General features: G+C 70.9%; 14 protein-coding genes. 5 read left to right on the top strand and 9 right to left on the bottom strand.

What is annotated here, in order from left to right; genetic code table 11:
- Positions 1 to 25 precede the first annotated feature (25 nt).
- Together KO353_RS15235 and KO353_RS15230 are read right to left on the bottom strand one after the other, a co-directional pair.
- The gene (locus KO353_RS15235) at positions 26 to 967 is read right to left on the bottom strand and encodes a TAXI family TRAP transporter solute-binding subunit (protein ID WP_218285624.1); all 942 of its coding nucleotides are present in this window, start codon (positions 965 to 967) and stop codon (positions 26 to 28) included.
- 97 nt (positions 968 to 1,064) lie between these two features.
- Positions 1,065 to 1,994, bottom strand: a complete 930-nt coding sequence (locus KO353_RS15230; RefSeq protein ID WP_235691916.1) for an FAS1-like dehydratase domain-containing protein — start codon at positions 1,992 to 1,994, stop codon at positions 1,065 to 1,067.
- 55 nt (positions 1,995 to 2,049) lie between these two features.
- Here KO353_RS15230 and KO353_RS15225 point away from each other — a divergent pair, with 55 nt between their 5' ends.
- From KO353_RS15225 to KO353_RS15210, 4 genes are all read left to right on the top strand, one after another.
- A complete protein-coding gene (locus KO353_RS15225) occupies positions 2,050 to 2,823 on the top strand; it encodes a class I SAM-dependent DNA methyltransferase (RefSeq protein ID WP_218285623.1) in 774 nt (257 codons plus the stop codon).
- Between the two features lie 13 nt (positions 2,824 to 2,836).
- Positions 2,837 to 3,838, top strand: a complete 1,002-nt coding sequence (locus KO353_RS15220) for a glycosyltransferase family 2 protein (protein ID WP_218285622.1) — start codon at positions 2,837 to 2,839, stop codon at positions 3,836 to 3,838.
- Positions 3,839 to 3,848: 10 nt separating this feature from the next.
- Positions 3,849 to 4,190, top strand: coding sequence for an EamA family transporter (locus tag KO353_RS15215; RefSeq protein ID WP_218285621.1), 342 nt, complete (start codon positions 3,849 to 3,851; stop codon positions 4,188 to 4,190).
- A 736-nt stretch (positions 4,191 to 4,926) separates the two neighbouring features.
- Complete coding sequence (locus KO353_RS15210) at positions 4,927 to 5,055, top strand: PEP-CTERM sorting domain-containing protein (protein ID WP_235691914.1); 129 nt, start codon at positions 4,927 to 4,929, stop codon at positions 5,053 to 5,055.
- 162 nt (positions 5,056 to 5,217) lie between these two features.
- On the opposite strand, the gene KO353_RS15205 is transcribed toward KO353_RS15210, so the two are convergent.
- The 7 genes from KO353_RS15205 to KO353_RS15180 all read right to left on the bottom strand — a co-directional run bounded on the left by KO353_RS15205 (position 5,218) and on the right by KO353_RS15180 (position 13,861).
- Positions 5,218 to 7,044: a phosphoenolpyruvate carboxylase gene (locus tag KO353_RS15205; protein ID WP_235692135.1), complete on the bottom strand. Its 1,827-nt coding sequence runs from the start codon at positions 7,042 to 7,044 to the stop codon at positions 5,218 to 5,220.
- 92 nt (positions 7,045 to 7,136) lie between these two features.
- Complete coding sequence (locus KO353_RS16565; protein ID WP_235691913.1) at positions 7,137 to 8,015, bottom strand: hypothetical protein; 879 nt, start codon at positions 8,013 to 8,015, stop codon at positions 7,137 to 7,139.
- 60 nt (positions 8,016 to 8,075) lie between these two features.
- Positions 8,076 to 9,218 (bottom strand): DegT/DnrJ/EryC1/StrS family aminotransferase, encoded by a 1,143-nt coding sequence (locus KO353_RS15200; protein ID WP_218285620.1) that lies wholly within the window; start codon positions 9,216 to 9,218, stop codon positions 8,076 to 8,078.
- Positions 9,215 to 10,201, bottom strand: a complete 987-nt coding sequence (locus KO353_RS15195) for an NAD-dependent epimerase/dehydratase family protein (RefSeq protein WP_218285619.1) — start codon at positions 10,199 to 10,201, stop codon at positions 9,215 to 9,217. The genes KO353_RS15200 and KO353_RS15195 overlap by 4 nt, the downstream gene beginning before the upstream one ends.
- Complete coding sequence (gene rfbA / locus KO353_RS15190) at positions 10,198 to 11,067, bottom strand: glucose-1-phosphate thymidylyltransferase RfbA (protein ID WP_218285618.1); 870 nt, start codon at positions 11,065 to 11,067, stop codon at positions 10,198 to 10,200. Before rfbA ends, KO353_RS15195 begins: the two co-directional genes overlap by 4 nt.
- Positions 11,068 to 11,077: 10 nt before the next feature.
- Positions 11,078 to 12,133: a dTDP-glucose 4,6-dehydratase gene (gene rfbB / locus KO353_RS15185; protein ID WP_218285617.1), complete on the bottom strand. Its 1,056-nt coding sequence runs from the start codon at positions 12,131 to 12,133 to the stop codon at positions 11,078 to 11,080.
- 45 nt (positions 12,134 to 12,178) lie between these two features.
- The gene (locus tag KO353_RS15180; RefSeq protein WP_218285616.1) at positions 12,179 to 13,861 is read right to left on the bottom strand and encodes a cation:proton antiporter; all 1,683 of its coding nucleotides are present in this window, start codon (positions 13,859 to 13,861) and stop codon (positions 12,179 to 12,181) included.
- A gap of 247 nt (positions 13,862 to 14,108) precedes the next feature.
- Here KO353_RS15180 and KO353_RS15175 point away from each other — a divergent pair, with 247 nt between their 5' ends.
- On the top strand, positions 14,109 to 16,703 hold the full coding sequence (locus KO353_RS15175) for an AMP-binding protein (protein WP_218285615.1): 2,595 nt from the start codon (positions 14,109 to 14,111) through the stop codon (positions 16,701 to 16,703).
- The last annotated feature ends 37 nt before the right edge of the window (positions 16,704 to 16,740 follow it).

The raw sequence follows: 16,740 nt of genomic DNA, 5'->3' as shown, positions 1-16,740 counted from the left end.
GCCGGCCGCGCCGCCGGGTCGTGCCTCAGCTGCGCGCGCGCTCGCGGTAGAAGCGGGCCGCGCCCGGGTGCATCGGCACGCCGATGTCCTGCGCGGCGGCGTCGGGCGTCAGCCGCTCGAGCGCGCGGTTGATCGGCGTCAGAACCGAGAGGTTCGCGAACAGGAGCTCGACCATGCGGTAGATCCGCTCCTCCGGCTGGTCGCAGGCCGCCATCAGGTGCGCGGAGTAGACGATCTTCGGCACGGGCTCGGTCTGCTGCGGGTAGGTGTTGGCCGGGATCGGCCCGAGGTTGTAGCCGGCGTTGATGCGCTTCATCGCCTCGGCATAGGGCGTGAGGTCGACGAAGCGGATCGCCCGTGCCGAGGCGAGGTCCATCACCGAGGAGGCGGGGATCGTGGTGCCGAGGGTGAAGGCCACGGCATGGCCGTCCTTCATCAGCCCGACCGCATCGGTGTAGCTCGCCTGGAAATTGACGCGCACGTCGCTGTAGCTCATCCCCGCAGCCTGGAGGATGTGGCGTGTGATCACCTCCGCCGTGTTGCCGCGCGGCTGGACGGCGATCGACTTGCCGCGAAGGTCCTCGATCCGGCGGATGTTCGCGTCGGCGAGCGTGACGACCTGGAAATATTGCGGGTAGAGGTTGCCGAGATTGCAGACCTTGGTGACCTTGCGCGGGAAGGGCTCGGCGCCGTTGAGGCCATCGACGGTCGTGATCGAGTTGCCGAAGGCGAGCTCGGCACGGCCCTCGTCGATGCCGCGCACGTTGGCGACCCCTGCGCCGGGCAGGGTCTGGATCGCGATGCCGGGGATGTTCTGCTCCCAGATGTTCTTGAGCGCTCCCCCGAGCGGCACCCAGACGCCGCCCTGCGGGCCGGTCATGAACCGAAGCGTCTGCGCCTCGGCCGTGGCGAGCGGCAGTGCCGCTATGGCTGCGGCGAGCGCCGCATGTCTGATCCCGGTCCTCATCCGAGCGTCCTCCCTCTCCATGGCGGCCGTCTTCGCGGCCGCGCCTTCCCAGCATTCAAGGGCCGCGAGCGCGCGCCGGTCAACCCAGGCAGCGCGATCAGGCCAGCTCAGCCTCCGCGATCATGCAGGGGTGGCCCCGGTCATCGCGCGTCTCGAGCACGACCCGCCCCTCCGCTTCCGCCGCAGCATGCAGGGTGAAGGGGGCGAGGTCGAACAGCGGCCGCACCGACCGGAAGGAAAAGCGCCTGAGCCTCAGCCCCGGGGCGGCCTCCGCGGCGAGGCCCGCAAGCAGCGTCGCCTGGAGCGGCCCGTGCACGATGAGGCCCGGGTAGCCCTCGACCTCCGTCGCATAGCGCCGGTCATAGTGGATCCGATGTCCGTTGGCCGTGAGCGCCGAGTAGCGGAACAGAAGCACCGGGTCGGGCGTGACGGTGCGGGTGATTCCCTGCCGCGGCGGCGGGGGCGGCGGCGCGTCCTTCACCGCTGGCCCCGCGAGCCCGCGATAGACGATGTCGTGCTCCTCCTCGATCGCACGCCCCCTTGGCCCCGTGATCTCGTGCCGGACGGTGACGAAGACGAGCCGCCCCGTTGAGCCCTGTTTCTCCGCGACCTTCGCGATCGTGCTCCGGCGCAGGATGCGCTCTCCCGGGAAGAGCTGGCCGGGGAAGGCGAGGCGGCCGCCCGCGAACATCCGGCGCGGCAGGTCGTGCACGGGGGGCAGGAAGCCGCCGCGGCGCGGGTGCCCGTCGGGCCCGAGACCGGAGGCGGGCACCCAGACCTGGAAGTGGGTCCAGTGCCAGAGGGGCGGGAGAGCGCCATCCGGCGCGCAGGCGTCGAGCGGTCGGTCGAGGGTGGCCGCGAGCGCCGCCATGCGGGCGCCATCCACCACGTCCTCCGCCGTCTCCGTCCGTCCGACCCAGGCGTCGAGCGCCGCGCCGTCCATCGCCGTTCCTCCTCGCCGTTGCCTCCCCGCGTCGTAGAGCAGGGCGCGCGGCGAGGCGAGAGCCGTGAGATGGGACGCCGCCACCAATCCGGCCCAATCCTGCGCCAGAAGCCCCCCGATCGCGGCGCCGGAGGGAGGGATGGAAGCCGAGGAATACGCGCTGATGGACGCGGCCGAGGATCGGATGTGGTGGTATCGCGCCCTGCACGCGCTTGTGCTCCGCGCGCTCGCCCGTACGCCCTTCCCCCCGGGCCTGCCGCTCCTCGACGCCGGCTGCGGCACGGGCGGGCTGTTGCGCCGAATCGCGCGTGCGATGGCGGAGGGGGCGCTTCCTGCCCGGCCGCTCGCCGGGTTCGACATCGCGACGGAGGCGATCCGACGCGCCCGAGCCAAGGTGCCCGAGGCGCGGCTCCTGCTCGCCACAGTGAACGACCTCCCGTTCGCCCAGAAAAGTCTCGGCGCCGTCGTGTCGCTCGACGTGCTGTGCCACCGGGCTGTAGATGAGCGCCGCGCTCTCGCCGAGTTCCGCCGCGTGCTGGCGCCCGGGGGCGTGCTTGTGCTGAACATGCCGGCGCACCAGTGGCTCTTTTCGGCGCATGACCGGCGCGTGCACACGCGCGAACGCTACAGCCGCCCCCTCCTCCGCGCCCGGCTCGAGGCGGCCGGCTTCCGTGTGGCGGAGCTCCTGCACTGGAACAGCCTGCTCTTTCCGCTGATGGTGGTGCAGCGGAGGCTGCTCTCCCGCGGGGGCGGCGGCGCGGCCTCGCCACAGGGCCGAAGCGATGTCGCTCTGTTCCCGCCACCGATCGAGGCGATGTTCCGCACGATCGCGGCCGCCGAACGGGGGCTGATCGCGCTCGGCGTCAGATTCCCGCTGGGTGGTTCCCTGCTCGCCGTGGCCGTGAAACCCTGAGGGGGTGAGGACGATGGACACGCCCTTCGGCGAGCGGCGCGGCCGGGAGCCGGATGCCGCTCCTGCTCTCTCGATCGTCGTGCCGGTCTACAACGGTGCGGCGACGATCGGGCTGCTCGTCGAGGCTCTGTCGGCGCTTGAGGTTCCGGGCGGGCTCGAGATCGTGCTCGTCAATGACGGCAGCCCCGACGACAGCGGCACCGTCTGCCGGCGCCTGCTCGAGACGGCCACCGTGCCGCTCACCTATGTCGAGCACGCGCGGAACTATGGAGAGCACAACGCGGTGATGACCGGGCTTCGCCACGCCCGCGGCCGGTTCGTTATCACCATGGACGACGATCTGCAGAACCCGCCTGAGGAGGTCGTGCGCCTGTTCCTGCACGCGCGCGACGGCGGCTATGATGTCGTCTACACGCGCTATGCCGAGAAGCAGCACGAGGCCTGGCGGAACCTTGGCAGCCGCTTCGCCAACCGCGTGGCCGACCTTTTGCTCGACAAGCCGCGCGGGCTCTACCTCTCCTCGTTTCGCTGCATGAGCCGGCTCGTGGTCGACGGGGTGACGCGCTACGAAGGCCCCTTCCCGTACGTCGATGGGCTGATCATGCAGGTGACGCAGCGGATCGGCTCGCTCGAGGTGGAGCACCTGCCGCGCGCGGCGGGGCGAAGCAACTACACGCTGAGGCGGCTGGTTCGGCTCTGGCTCAACCTCGCGGTGAACTTCTCGCTGCTGCCGCTGCGGCTTGCCGTGTTCGCGGGTGTGGCGATGGCGGCTCTCGGTGCGCTCGGCGCCCTCTACGTGATCTGGCATGCCGTCTCGGGCGAGCAGCCGCAGGGCTGGGCGAGCACGATGGTGGTGATCCTGCTCGTCTCCGGCGTTCAGTTCGTGATCCTCGGTATCCTGGGCGAGTATCTCGGCCGAACCTTCATGACCGGGAACCGCCGGCCGCAGGGAATCGTGCGCGAGGTCGCCCGTGGCGGCGCGCACGTGCGCATTCCCGGCGGCGGCGCGGCGTGACCGTCACGCCGTGAGCCTCACCCCGTACTGGGCGGCGCTGATCGGAGCGCTCGTCGTCGGCGTGCTCGGGCAGCTCCTGCTCAAGGCCGGGGCGGCGGCGCCCGGAAGCGTGCTCGAGCAGGTCTTCCGCCCAACCACGCTCGCGGGGCTCGCGCTCTATGGCGGCGGGGCCTTCCTCTATCTCTTCGCCCTGCGCGGCATTCCGGTGTCGGTGGCGTTCCCCTCGGCCGCCTCGCAATACGTGGTTGTGGCGGTGGTGGGCTGGCTGGTCTGGGCCGAGCCGGTCGGGCTGCAGCAAGTGGCGGGGCTTCTCCTGATCGTCGCCGGGGTGCTGCTGCTCGCGACGGCGTGACATGCGCCAGAAATCGACGTGCCCGAAAATTTTACGGATGACTTCGGCACTGGTCCACTTTTTGAGCCGGTGGACGGCCCCGGGCGCGAAGACCGTGTCGGAAACCTTTACACTTGGCTGCCTTGGCAGGCGGGCGCATGCCGGACGTACTTGGTATCACGCAATAGCACAGAGTTTGCAAACACTCGGCTATGCGAAGGATCATGCCTTCTTAGGCTGCCTATGTAACAAACTGGTGTGAGTTTTAGCTCGAACGGAGAGCGGACATGATGAAGAAGGCTTGGCTGGGCGCCACTGTCGCCGGAGTCCTGGCGTGCGGGGCGCTGTCGCCCACGGAGACCAAAGCCTCAACCTTGCTCGGAACCTTCGAGGGCAACGACTGCGCAGGCCTATTTGGGACCCCACCGAACTGCGTTGCCTCCTTCACCGATCCGGCAGGCAATCAGGTGCTGGCCCCGACCCCGTTGATCATCAAGTTCGATTTCGTATTTCAGGAGATCGTCATAACTCCTGGTGTTTTCCAACGATCGACGGCAGTGAATTCGCATTCACGTTTGATCCCGATGGTACGGGCATCGGCAGCTGGACCTACACCCCCGGCCCGGGCGACCCGATGATCACGGCGTTCGTCGCGAAGGGTAGGTCAGGGTTCAACCTGTTCGCCTCCAGCGGCAACACCGGCAGCTAGACCACGCCGATCAACCCGCGCACCAAGAGGCCCTATGGCCTCTCTCATTTGGCGTTCTACGACGGCGCGAGTGGGGGCAATGGAGAGACGCCGGTTCCTGAGCCCGCGGCCCTCGGGCTGCTCGGCATGGGCCTGCTCGGCCTCGCTTCGGTGGCACGTCGGCGCCGCAAGGCCTGACGCTCAGCCTGCTCTCGCGGGGGCGGCCGCACGCGTCGCCCCCTCCCCTTCGCCGGTCATTGCCGCCGCTTCCCAATCAGGCACTCGGGAGGAGGGGCGGCCTGAGACGCTCTACCGACGCGTGGCCGGCCGGTGCGATCACCGCGCCGCCGGCCCGCTCGGTTACCCGTGCGCACCAACCTCCTGGGTGATCGCGGAGGAGGCCTCGCGCACGAGAGCGAACAGCGCACGCATCGGGGCGAACACCTCGGCGTGCTCCTGCTCGTAGCTCGCGGCCTCCGCCGGCCCGGGCGGCTCGGCGAACTCGAGCGCGAGTACGGCATCGGGATTGCGCGGGAACACCTGCTCAAGCAGCGCGACCGCCGCCGGAACGTCGAGGCGCAGGATCCGGGCGATCAGCGCGCCGCGCGTGATCCCGTGGCGCGGCGAGAAATCGGGGATCCGCGTCGCAAGAAGCCAGATGCGATGGATCAGCGCGAGCCGGATCGCGTGCAACAGAACAAGCCGCTCCGGCGGCCGCTCGCCGGGCCAAGCCGCCTCGAGAGCGAGCGAATCGCGCTGCAGCCGGCGGAACAGGCGCCGAACCGGCTCGGAGAGGCCGAGGCCCTCGAGCGCTTCCGCGACCGCGATCAGCGCAGCCGGGCGGCCCGGCCGCCGCGTCCGACCCGCACGGTCGAGCCAGGTTCCGGGGTCGAGGGTGGCCACATAGGCGCGCAGGATGTCGAGCGAGCCCGCACGCCGCGCGGCTTCTGCCATCGCCATTGCCCGGCCGAAGCGTGGCGAGCGTGCCCGAAGCTCGGCGAAGGTCTCGGGACTGCGCGATGCGGCCCGGCCGAGGCCGTGCAGCGTGTTCGCAAGCCACCCGAGCTGGTGCAGGATCGCGTTGTTCGGGATGGCGCGCAGCTCGCGCGGATGGGTGATCACCTCCGGCCCCCCGAGCCCGTCGCGCTGCCGCGCCGCCGGGCGCGACCCCGTTGGGTCGAGCAGGCTCGGGCCGAAGGCGCCGAGAAGGGCGGTATAACCCGGGTCCTCGACCAGGGCCTCCATCTCGAGCCGGATCGTGCCAAAGAACTCGGCCGCCCAGTCCGCCTCCGAATAGACGGGGTCGGATGACGCCTCGGCCGGTTCGGGCGCGAAGGCGTGCTCGGCGATCCGCGCCACCGTCGCGGCGGCGAGCGCCGGCGTGCCGAAGAGGAGATACCCGTCCGAGCCTTGGAAGCTGCTCTCCTCGCGCACCGCGAGCCCGGCGGCGGCGAATTGCGCCCGCGAAGCCGCCGGGGCGAGATACTCGAGCCGGTCGGCGAGGCTCGTTGGGTGGCCGCCGCGGCCGATGCTCTCGCCATGGGTGTTGAACAGGATCAGATCGATGCCCGAGAGGTCGTAGCGGCGAAGGGTCTCGGCGAGCTTGAGCCGAAGCCGCTCGATCCAGTAGCTCGCGGCGAGCTGGCCGACGAACCGGCCGGAATCGGAATAGCCGAACTGGATCGCAAGCCGCCCCGTCGCGCGCAGATAGTCGCGCCAGTGGGGGCTGCGCAGCGCCTCCTCGAGCACGCGCGCGCCGCGCTCGAGCCCCTCCGCGGTCTCGAAGAGCGGGCTGATCTCGACCTGGCGCTCGACGCCGTTGCGACGCGCGAGCCACAGGGCGGCAAGGAGCGTGTAGCCTGTCTCCGTCTCGGCGATCAGGAACCGGATCGGCTGTGACCGGTCGATGTGCTTGACGATCTGCGCGACCGTCATCATCAGCCGCGCGGCCGAGGCGCTCTCGGTCAGAAGAGCGCCGAAATTTACCGGCACGGGCTCGACCGTGTCGAGGGCGGCGTTGATCGCGGCAAGGAGGCCGCGACGCCGGGCACGATCCTCCGGACCGCCGTCGAAGCCAAGGCGGTGTCGAAGCGCGTTGTGCACCTGCGTGGCATTCAGGCGAACATGCGTGTGCGCAAGCGCAAGCCCGTGCGACACGAGCCCCGCACGCGCCACCGCAAGCCGCATCCTCGTCGCTTCGTCTGGAGCGCCGGCGATCGCCTCGGCGAACAGCGGCAGCAGCGGCTCGGGGCTCGTGAGCGCCTCGCCCGCATGGTCGATCAGCGCGTGCGCAAAGCGCCGCACCGCCTCCGGTTCCGGCGAGGTGCCTTCGGGGCAGGCCGCGATCTGCGCCTCGACGGCGGCAAGGGCCGCCCCCACACGCGCGCCCAGCGGCCCCTCTCCCGCCGCCTTCCGCAGACGCTTAAGCTGCACAGCGCCTTTATCCTCAGCCGGTAGCGGATTGTGTCGGCGAAGCCGATGTCGGTTCGCCCATCCGTGTCGTAGCCGACCCAGCTCGCGACCAGCACGGGAGCGGGGGTGAGCGTGCTCCAGCGGTCGCGCCAGACGGTGCGCGCCGCTGCGAACAGCGCCTCGGCGAGCCGGTCGAGCGCATCCCGCGCATGGCCCATGGCCGCCGCTGCCGCCTCGAACTCCTCGGCGAGCGTGATCTGCCCGGGCCGCAGGGCGAGCGGGTCGATCGCGCGCCTCTCTTCCGCCGAGGTCGCGAGCAGGGCAGCCGTCTCGGCCGGCATCGCGAAGGTCGGGTGGGCGGTGAACACGGCGGCGTAGCGCGGGTGTTCGACGAGAGCGCGGAAAGCAGCGAAGGGAATCGGGCTGTCGTTCGGGTCGGGGCGGACGAGACGCTGCGCAAGCGCGGCGAAGGCCGGCTCTCCCGGCGGACCGACATAGCCCGCAAGACGTTCGGCACGGGAGCGGAACGCTGCCGCGCCGAGCCGGCGGAGGATCGCCGTCAGCGTCCCGAGGTCGAGCGTTCCGTCATCGATTCTTCGGGAGATCGCAAGCGCCGCCGAGGAGACCGGGTCGGAGAAAGGGTCGGTCGCCGCCGCCTCAAGCAGGCGGGCGACGGTTTCGGAAAGCTCGGCGATCGCGGCAGCGGCCGCGTCCGAAAGCGGGTCCGGTCCTGGAGCCTCTGGCATCGGCGCGAGTGTGCACCTGCGAAGGCCCGCTTCGCCAGCGAAACCGACTGCCCGGACGCCTCAGCCCGAAAGCGCCCGGAGCGCGTCGCAGACGGCCTCGACCTGGGCGTCGGTCAGTTCCGGAAACATCGGCAGGGAGAGCACAGAGGCTGCCACGGCCTCGGTCTCGCGGCAGGCTGAGGGCCCGAGAGCGACGCGCCCCCGATAGGCCGGCTGGAGATGCACCGGAACGGGGTAGTGAATGTTGGTGGCTATTCCGCGTGCGCGAAGGAACGCCTGCACCCGTGCCCTGTCGCCGCAGCGCAGCACGTATTGGTGGAACACGTGTGTCGTGCCCGGGCGCCTCGCGGGCGGCGCGAGGGCGCTTCCCGCCACCGCCGCGTCATAGGCGGCGGCGATCGCCTGGCGCCGGGCGTTCGCAGCATCGAGCGCGGCGAGCTTCACCCGAAGCGCCGCGGCCTGGACCTCGTCGAGCCGCGAGTTCACGCCCGGGAGGTCGGAGATGTAGCGCTGGCGCCAGCCATACTGGCGAAGCGCGGCGATCCGCTCGGCCAGCGCCTCGTCGTCGGTTGTGAGCACGCCGCCATCGCCGAGCGCGCCCAGGTTCTTCGTCGGATACAGGCTGAAGGCGGCCGCCCGCCCGAGCGTCCCGCACGTCCGCTCGCCCACCCGCGCGCCGTGGCTCTGCGAGCAGTCCTCGACAACCGCCACGCCATGGCGGTTGGCGAGCGCGACGATCGCCTCGATCGCCGCCGGCTGACCGTAGAGATGCACGGGGACGACGGCGCGGATCGGCGGAACCCCCGGCGGCGGTGCGGCGAGCACGGCCTCGAGCTCGGCCGGGTCCATCGTGTAGGTGTCGGGCTCGATGTCGACCAGGATCGGCACCGCACCCACCATCTCGATCGCGGCGACGGTCGCAACCGCCGTGTGGCTCACGGTCACCACCGAGTCTCCCGGCCCGATTCCAAGGCCGCGCAGGATCAGGGCGAGCGCATCGGTGCCATTGGCCACGCCGACGGCACGCTTCGCCCCCTGCCAGGCGGCGAACTCCGTCTCGAAGGCGGCGCATTCGCGGCCCAGGATGTACCAGCCGGAGGCAAGCGCACGGGCGATCGCGGCGTCGATCTCGGCCTTCTGGGCGCGATAGGAAGCGCCCGGGTCGGCCTGTGGGACAAGCACGGGCGGCAGGGAGGCGTTCATGTCGATCCCTCCTCGGGTCGGACATAGCGGGCAAGGCGCGGTCGGAACCAGGCAAGCGTCCGCCTGAGCCCGTCCTCCAGCGACACGGCGGGCGCCCAGCCGGTGGCGGAGCGGAAGGCGCGATCGTCGGCGATATAGGAGCCGATGTCGATCTTCGCACGCTCGGGCGGGAACGGGACAACGCGGAACGCCCCCGCCCCGTCATTGGCGCGCACGAGAAGGTCGGCGAGGTCGCGCAACGACACGTCCGGGCTGCCGCCGACGTTGTAGACTCCCGGCGGGGCGTCAAGCGCGGCGATGAAAGCTTCCGCCACGTCCTCGCCATAGGCGAGATCGCGCCTCTGCTCTCCCCCCCACACCTCGAACGCCTCGCCCTCGAGCACGCGCCGTATCCAGAGGCCGAGGAAGGTCTGCCGCGCGTCAGCGATCCTCAGCCTCGGGCCATAGCAGTTGGTGAGCCGCAACGACACCACGGGGCGGCCGTGCACCTTGGTCTCGAGAAGCCAATACTGCTCCGCAGCCCATTTGCTCACCGCGTTCGCATCCGGCGGATCGACGGGGTGGTGCTCCGCGACGGGCAGCGTACGCGGCCGGCCGTAGAGCTGGCGTGTGGAGGCGTACACGACGCGCGCCTTGGGGGCTGCCGCGCGCGCGGCGAGAATGAGCCTGAGCGTCGCATCCGCATTCTCGGCGAGGTCGTGCCGCGGGTCTGCCTGGCTTCCCATGTGCGAGGTGTGCGCGGCGAGGTGGAAGATCGCGTCCGCACCGGCGAGCAGGGGCGCGAGCTCGGCCGTGCGCAGATCGGCCTCGACCAGCGTGGCGTCGACGCCGTCGAGATTGGCCCGGTTCGCGCCCGTCCCTGGAAGCATCGCATCGATCGCGACAACTTTCGCGCCGCGGGCAGCGAGTGCCGCGCACAGCGTCGCGCCGAGGAAACCCGCCCCGCCCGTAACGACGGCGCGGAGGCCCCGAAGCTCCTTCATCCCTCGCGCGCGATCCGCGCGAGATAGGCGCCGAGCTCCGTGCTGCCCAGAGACGCCGCCTCCCGGGCGAGTACCTCGGCGTTGATGAAGCCCATGCGGAACGCGACTTCCTCGGGGCAGCCGATCATCAGCCCCTGGCGCTCCTGGAGCGTGTGCACGAAGGTGGCGGCGGCGAGAAGCGAAGCGGGCGTTCCCGCGTCGAGCCAGGCGTAGCCTCGGCCCAGCCGTTCCACGGCAAGTTCGTTCCGGGAGAGGTAGATGCGGTTGACGTCGGTGATCTCGAGCTCGCCGCGCGGCGACGGCGCGATCGAGGCGGCGATGTCGCACACCTCTCCATCATAGACATAGAGGCCGATCACCGCCCAGTTGCTCGTCGGGTTCGCGGGCTTCTCGCGCAGGTCGGTGGCCCTGCCCTCGTGGTCGAACCACACCACGCCGTAGCGCTCGGGGTCACGCACCTGGTAGGCGAAGACGGTCGCTCCGCGCTCGCGCCGCGCGGCCTGGGCGAGCAGCCCGCCCATCCCCTCGCCGTGCACGAGGTTGTCGCCGAGCGCGAGGGTGCAGGGCGAGCCTGCGAGGAAACGCCGACCGATCAAGAAGGCCTGGGCGATCCCTTCCGGCTTCGGCTGCACGGCATAGGAGATCGAGATGCCGAGGCGTGAGCCGTCGCCAAGCAGCCGGACGAAGCTCTCCTGGTCGGCCGGCGTGGTGATGACGAGGATGTCGCGTATGCCCGCAAGCATCAGCGTCGAGAGCGGGTAGTACACCATCGGCTTGTCGTAGACTGGCAGCAGCTGCTTCGAGGCCGCGAGCGTCATCGGATGAAGCCGCGTGCCGGACCCGCCGGCGAGCAGGATCCCCTTCATCCCCTTCCCCTCAGGCGGCGGTGCCGAGCCGCTCCCCGGCATAGCGGCGGGCGCGGATCGCCTTCCACCAGCCGGCATGGTCGACATACCAACGCACGGTCGACTCGAGCCCGCTCTCGAAGGAGTGCACCGGCCGCCAGCCGAGCGACGCCATCGCCGGGGCGGCGTCGATCGCGTAGCGGAAGTCGTGGCCAGGGCGGTCGGCGACGAACTCGATCAGACGCTCGCGCGGGCCCGCAGGGTGGGGCATCAGCCGGTCGAGGATCGCGCAGATGGCGCGCACCACGTCGATGTTGCGACGCTCGGCATGCGCGCCGAGGAGATAGGTCTCGCCCGGCCGCGCGCGGAACAGAGCGGCGACGAGGCCGGCGGCGTGGTCATCGACATGGATCCAGTCGCGGATATTCTCGCCCCGGCCGTAGACCGGCAGCCTCCTGCCCTCGATCGCATTGGCGATCGTAAGCGGAATGAGCTTCTCCGGGAACTGCCACGGCCCATAGTTGTTGCAGGTGTTGGTCACGAAGGCCGGTAACCCATAGGTCGCGTGGAAAGCGCGCACGAGATGGTCGGAAGCGGCCTTCGAGGCCGCATAGGGGCTGCGCGGTGCGTATGGCGTGGCGGCGGTGAAGGGCGGGTCGCCCGGTTCGAGATGGCCGAACACCTCGTCGGTGCTGACATGGTGGAAGCGGAAAGCGTCGGCGCGCTCCTTGGGCAGCCGCCGCCAATGCGCAAGAGCCGCCTCGAGCAGGCTGAGCGTGCCGGTGACGTTGGTGCGCACGAAGGCGGCGGGACCGTCGATTGAGCGGTCGACATGGCTCTCGGCGGCGAGGTGCATCACCGCATCGGGGTCGTGCGCGGCGAAGACCGCGCGCATCGCCGCGGCGTCGGCGATGTCGGCGTTGACGTGCACGTGGCGCGGGTTCGTCGCCGCCTCCTCGATCGCCTCCGGGCTCGCGGCGTAGGTCAGGCAGTCGACATTGACCACCGTCGCGCCGGTGGTGCGGATCAGGCGGCGGATCACTGCCGAGCCGATGAACCCCATGCCGCCGGTGACGAGGATCTTCATGGCGCGCTCAGGGTGGCCACGCTTAGTGGCTCGGCGCAAGCCACGCTATGGCGGAACGGTGGCGGCCGCAGGGGTGGGGCCGGCGGCGAGGGCGGTTGCGAGCCGATCGACCGCCTCCTTCGCGGCATCGGCAAAGGGGTTGAGAACGAGGTCGGCGCCGAGCGCGCGCAGCGCCTGCTCCTCCCCGGCGGTCGTGGCCGTCAGCGCCACGCGGCCGGTGAACCCTGCCTCGCGCAAGGCGGCGATCAGGGCCTCGCGCGTCCCGGCATGGCCGAGCACCAGCGCCACGTGCGGCATCGCCGCGACGATCCACTTGGCCGTTCCGAGCGGCAGAGCGGAGACGAAGCCCGGGTCGGCGGCATCGCCATAGACCGCTGGCCAGCCGCGGCGCCGGAAGGCGCGCACCGCCTCCGGGTCAAAGTCCACTCCGAGGAAGCCGATGCCGCGCGCGGCGAGGCCTTCCGCGATCGCGGTGCCGTAACGGCCGAGGCCGAAGAGGATCACCTCACACGGCCGGGCTTCCGCTGCGTCGGGCACCTGGTCCTCGCCGAAGGGGTGACGGCGCTCGAAGAGGCCGAGCCAGGGGCCGAGCCAGCGGTAGAGCGTGGCCGAGTTGACGATCGTGTAGGTGGAGAGGCCGATGGTGACGATGCCCACCAGCGTGGTGAGCCCCACCGCCTCGGCGCCGATATGGCCGAGCTCGCGCCCGAGCGCCACGAACACAAGCGAGAACTCGCTGATCTGCGCGACGGTGAGCCCGGCGAGGAAGCCGGTGCGCCGCCGGTAGCCCATCACCCCCATGATCGCCATCACGATCAGCGGGTTGCCGACGAGCACGAAGAGCGACAGCACCGCCGCCTCGCCGAGCCGGCCAGCAACGGCGGAGAAGTCGAACAGCGCGCCGAGCTCGAGGAAGAAGAAGAGCAGCAGGAAGTCACGCAAGGGCGCAAGACGCGCGGCCACCGCCTCGCGCACCGAGGTCGAGCCGAGGCTCACGCCCGCGATCAGCCCGCCGAGCTCCTTCGACAGCCCCACGAGGTCCGCGGCCGCCGCCCAGAGCGACGCCCAGGCGATCGCAGTGATGACGAGCAGCTCGGGCTCGCGCGCGATCCGGGAGAGCAGCGGCTCCGCCGCATAGCGCATGAACAGACCCGCGGCGGCGACGAGCGCGACTCCGGCCGCGGTGGTGACAGCGAGCGCCACGACACCGCCCTCGCCGGCGGCGGCGAAGGCGGAAAGCGCAATCATTGCAGCGACCACGCAGAGGTCCTGCACGATCAGGAAACCGAGCGCGATCCGCCCGTGCAGGGCGTCGATCTCACGCTTGTCCGACAAGAGCTTCACGATGATAATCGTCGAGGAGAAGGTGAGAGCAACCGCGACATAGGCGCTCTCCACCGCATCGAGGCCGAGGGCGAGGCAAATCACGAAGCCGCCGGCCGAGGTGAAAGCGACCTGCCCGAGCCCGGTGGCGGCGGCGACACGGCCGAACCGGCGTATCAGCCCGACATCGAGCTTGAGCCCGACGAGGAACAGCAGCACCGCGATGCCAAGCCGTGCGAGCGTCTCGACGACAAGGTCCGCCTGAACGAGGCCGAAGCCGGAGGGGCCGGCGAGGATGCCGACGGCGATGAAGGAGACGATCAGCGGCTGCCGCGCGAGCACGCCGGCAAGGCCGACGGCGGCGGCAAGGGCGAGGACGACCGCGATCTCGACGAAGGGCGACATCCCGGCGGCCGCTAGCTCGTGCCGCGCCTGGCGCGGGCGCGCCGCGTTCCCGACACAGGGACGAACGGCCACCGCCGCGCGACCTCGGCCACCGGCGCACTTGAGCGCAACTGCGATCGTAAACAGGTCGTATCCGCAAGCCCTCGCGCCATCGCCCGGCCCTCCCTGATCACGAGTCGGTCCGCAGTGTAGCGCGTCGGGCGCCAGGGGTTCGCCTTCGCGTGTTGTCGCGGCCTATGCTCCGCGCATGCCGGACACATCCCGCCTCGAGACGACCCGTGACCTCGTCGCCTCGCTCGCCGCGCGCGGCGACCACCCAGCCCTGATCGCCGTCCGCGGCGGCGAGGCGAAGACACTCACCTATGCCGCCCTCGGCAGCGACGCGCTCGGCTTCGCCGAAGCCCTCGCCGCGCGCGGCCTCCGGCCCGGTGACCGTGTGATCCTGTTCGGCACGCCGGGGCCCGACTGGATCACGGTTCGGCTCGCCCTCGGCGCGCTCGGGGCCGTGACGGTCGCCTTCGACGAGACGGCCTCCGACCAGGAGCTCGCCCTGCTCGTGCCCGCCTCCAAGGCGCGGACCGCCTTCGCCGATCCGAGCTTCGCGCCGCGTCTTGCGGCCGTCGACGGGATGCTCGCGATCGCCACCCTCGCGCGAGCGGAGGGCTGGCCGCACTGGCGCGACTGGGCGTCGGGCAGCACGGCACCGCTGCCGCCGATCGCGCCGGACGATCCGACGATGGTCGTCACCACGAGCGGAACCACCGGCACGCCCAAGGCCTTCGCGCTCACCCACGCCAACATCCTGCACAACGTGCGCGCGCTTGCCGCCCAGGGCATCGTCACCGAGCGTGACCGCGCACTCCTGCCGCTCCCGCTGCACCATGTCTATCCGTTGACCGTCGGGGTGCTCACCCCGCTTGCGATCGGCGCGACGGTCGTTTTGCCGGAAGGCGTGACTGGCCCGCTTCTTGTCGCCGCGCTGAAGGCGGGGCGCTGCACGGTGATGGTTGCGGTGCCGAGGCTCTATGCCGCCCTGCTCGCCGGGCTGATGGGGCGGGTCGCGGCGCAGCCCTGGCCGAAGCGCCTCGCCTTCCGCGCCTTGTTCGCGCTCTCGCTCACGCTGCGACGGCGCTTCGGTCTTCGCCTTGGCAAGCGCCTCTTTCGCTCGATCCACCGCAGCCTCGCTCCCGATCTCTGGCTCATGGCCTCGGGCGGGGCGGCGTTCGATGCGGAGACGATCTGGCCGCTCGAGGCCCTGGGCTGGCAGGTTCTCTCGGGCTGGGGGCTCGCCGAGACCGCCTCGATCCTCACCAACAACCACAAGGATCGGGCGCGAATCGGCTCGGAGGGCTTTCCCATCGCGGGCATCGAGCTCCGCGTCGCCGAGCCGGACGACCAGGGGGTGGGCGAGCTCCAGGCGCGCGGGCCGTCAGTGTTCTCTGGCTACATCGACAACCCGGAGGCGAACGCCGCCGCCTTCACCGAAGATGGCTGGTTCCGCACCGGCGATCTCGGCTTCATCGACGCGGACGGCTACGTCCACATCGTCGGCCGGGCGAAGGAGATGATCGTTCTCGGCGGCGGCAAGAACATCTTCCCCGAGGAGCTCGAGAAGGTGTTCCTCGAGGAGAAGGCGATCGCCGAGATCGCGCTGCTCGAGCGGGACGGTTCGCTTGTGGCGCTTGTCGTGCCCGACGAGGCGTCGATCGCCGCCTCTGGCACGCCGCGGATCGAGGACGCCGTGCGCGTGGCGCTTGCCACCGTGGCGCAGCGCCTGCCGAGCTGGCAGCGGCCGGCAGGCTACGCGATCACGCGGCAGAAGCTGCCGCGCACGCGGCTTGGCAAGATCCAGCGCTTCCTCCTGCCGCGGCTCTACGAAGAGGCGCGCGCCGGCCGCGCCCCCGCCGAGCTCACCGAGGAGGAGCGGAGGCTGATCGCGACCCCGCCGGCCGATGCGCTCTGGGCGCTGCTTCAGGAGCGCTTCCCGGGCAAGGTCGTCTCGCCTGCGCAATCGCCGCAGCTCGATCTCGGCCTCGACAGCCTTGGCATGCTGGCGCTCGCGATGGAGATCGAGGCGCGGCTCGGAATCGCGCTCGGCGAGGAGGAGCTCGCCTCCGCCGCGACGGTGGGGGATCTGTTGCGTCTTGCGATCGACCGGCCGGCGGCGGCGAAGCCCGCCGTCCAGGCCACGCCGGACCTCTCCTGGCTCGACCCGCCTGGGGCCTGGCACCGCCTCGCGGCGCACCTGCTCGATGCCGCGAACCGGCTGGTGATGGCCGTGGCGTTCCGGCTGCGTGCCGAAGGCCGGGAGAACATCCCCGAGGGGAAGGTGATCATCGCCGTCAACCACCTCTCTGATCTCGACCCGCCGGTGGTCGCCGCCGCGCTGCCGCGCCGCGTGCTGTGGCGGTCGCGCTGGTCGGGTGATCGGGCGCGGCTTTTCTCCACCGCCGCGGGGCGCTTCCTCTGCCGCGCGGCGCGGATCTTCCCGGTGGATGAGCGGGCGCCCGCGGCGACGCTCGCTTATGCCCGCGAGTCGCTCGCGCGCGGCGAGGCGCTCATCTGGTTCCCCGAAAGCTGGCGCAGCCCGGACGGAAGCCTGCAGACCTTCCTTCCCGGCATCGGCGAGCTCGTGCGGACAACCGGTGCGACCGTGGTGCCCGCGCGGATCATCGGCACCTTTGAGGCGATGCCGCGCACCGCGCGCTGGCCGCGGCCGCACCCCGTGCGCGTGGTCTTCGGCAGGCCGATCTCGGCCGACACGCTGGTGGCGGAAGGCGCCGACGCCGCCACGATCGCGGCGCGGATACGCTCGGCGGTCGCCGCCCTCGGCCCGGCTTGACGGATCACGGCACCCGCCTTTCTCTCTCGGCCCTCAT

The sequence above is a fragment of the Elioraea tepida genome, assembly GCF_019203965.1.
Taxonomy (GTDB): Bacteria; Pseudomonadota; Alphaproteobacteria; order Acetobacterales; family Acetobacteraceae; genus Elioraea_A; species Elioraea_A tepida.
Note: the sequence above shows the minus strand (reverse complement) of the source record. Positions and strands in the feature narration are given on the sequence as shown.

Bases quoted from the DNA above. Each gene is read 5' to 3' on its own strand.
- KO353_RS15235 (WP_218285624.1), bottom strand. From the start codon at position 967: ATGAGGACCGGGATCAGACATGCGGCGCTCGCCGCAGCCATAGCGGCA.
- KO353_RS15225 (WP_218285623.1), top strand. From the start codon at position 2,050: ATGGAAGCCGAGGAATACGCGCTGATGGACGCGGCCGAGGATCGGATG.
- KO353_RS15220 (WP_218285622.1), top strand. From the start codon at position 2,837: ATGGACACGCCCTTCGGCGAGCGGCGCGGCCGGGAGCCGGATGCCGCT.
- KO353_RS15205 (WP_235692135.1), bottom strand. From the start codon at position 7,044: ATGCGGCTTGCGGTGGCGCGTGCGGGGCTCGTGTCGCACGGGCTTGCG.
- KO353_RS16565 (WP_235691913.1), bottom strand. From the start codon at position 8,015: ATGCCAGAGGCTCCAGGACCGGACCCGCTTTCGGACGCGGCCGCTGCC.
- KO353_RS15200 (WP_218285620.1), bottom strand. From the start codon at position 9,218: ATGAACGCCTCCCTGCCGCCCGTGCTTGTCCCACAGGCCGACCCGGGC.
- KO353_RS15195 (WP_218285619.1), bottom strand. From the start codon at position 10,201: ATGAAGGAGCTTCGGGGCCTCCGCGCCGTCGTTACGGGCGGGGCGGGT.
- rfbA (WP_218285618.1), bottom strand. From the start codon at position 11,067: ATGAAGGGGATCCTGCTCGCCGGCGGGTCCGGCACGCGGCTTCATCCG.
- rfbB (WP_218285617.1), bottom strand. From the start codon at position 12,133: ATGAAGATCCTCGTCACCGGCGGCATGGGGTTCATCGGCTCGGCAGTG.
- KO353_RS15180 (WP_218285616.1), bottom strand. From the start codon at position 13,861: ATGTCGCCCTTCGTCGAGATCGCGGTCGTCCTCGCCCTTGCCGCCGCC.
- KO353_RS15175 (WP_218285615.1), top strand. From the start codon at position 14,109: ATGCCGGACACATCCCGCCTCGAGACGACCCGTGACCTCGTCGCCTCG.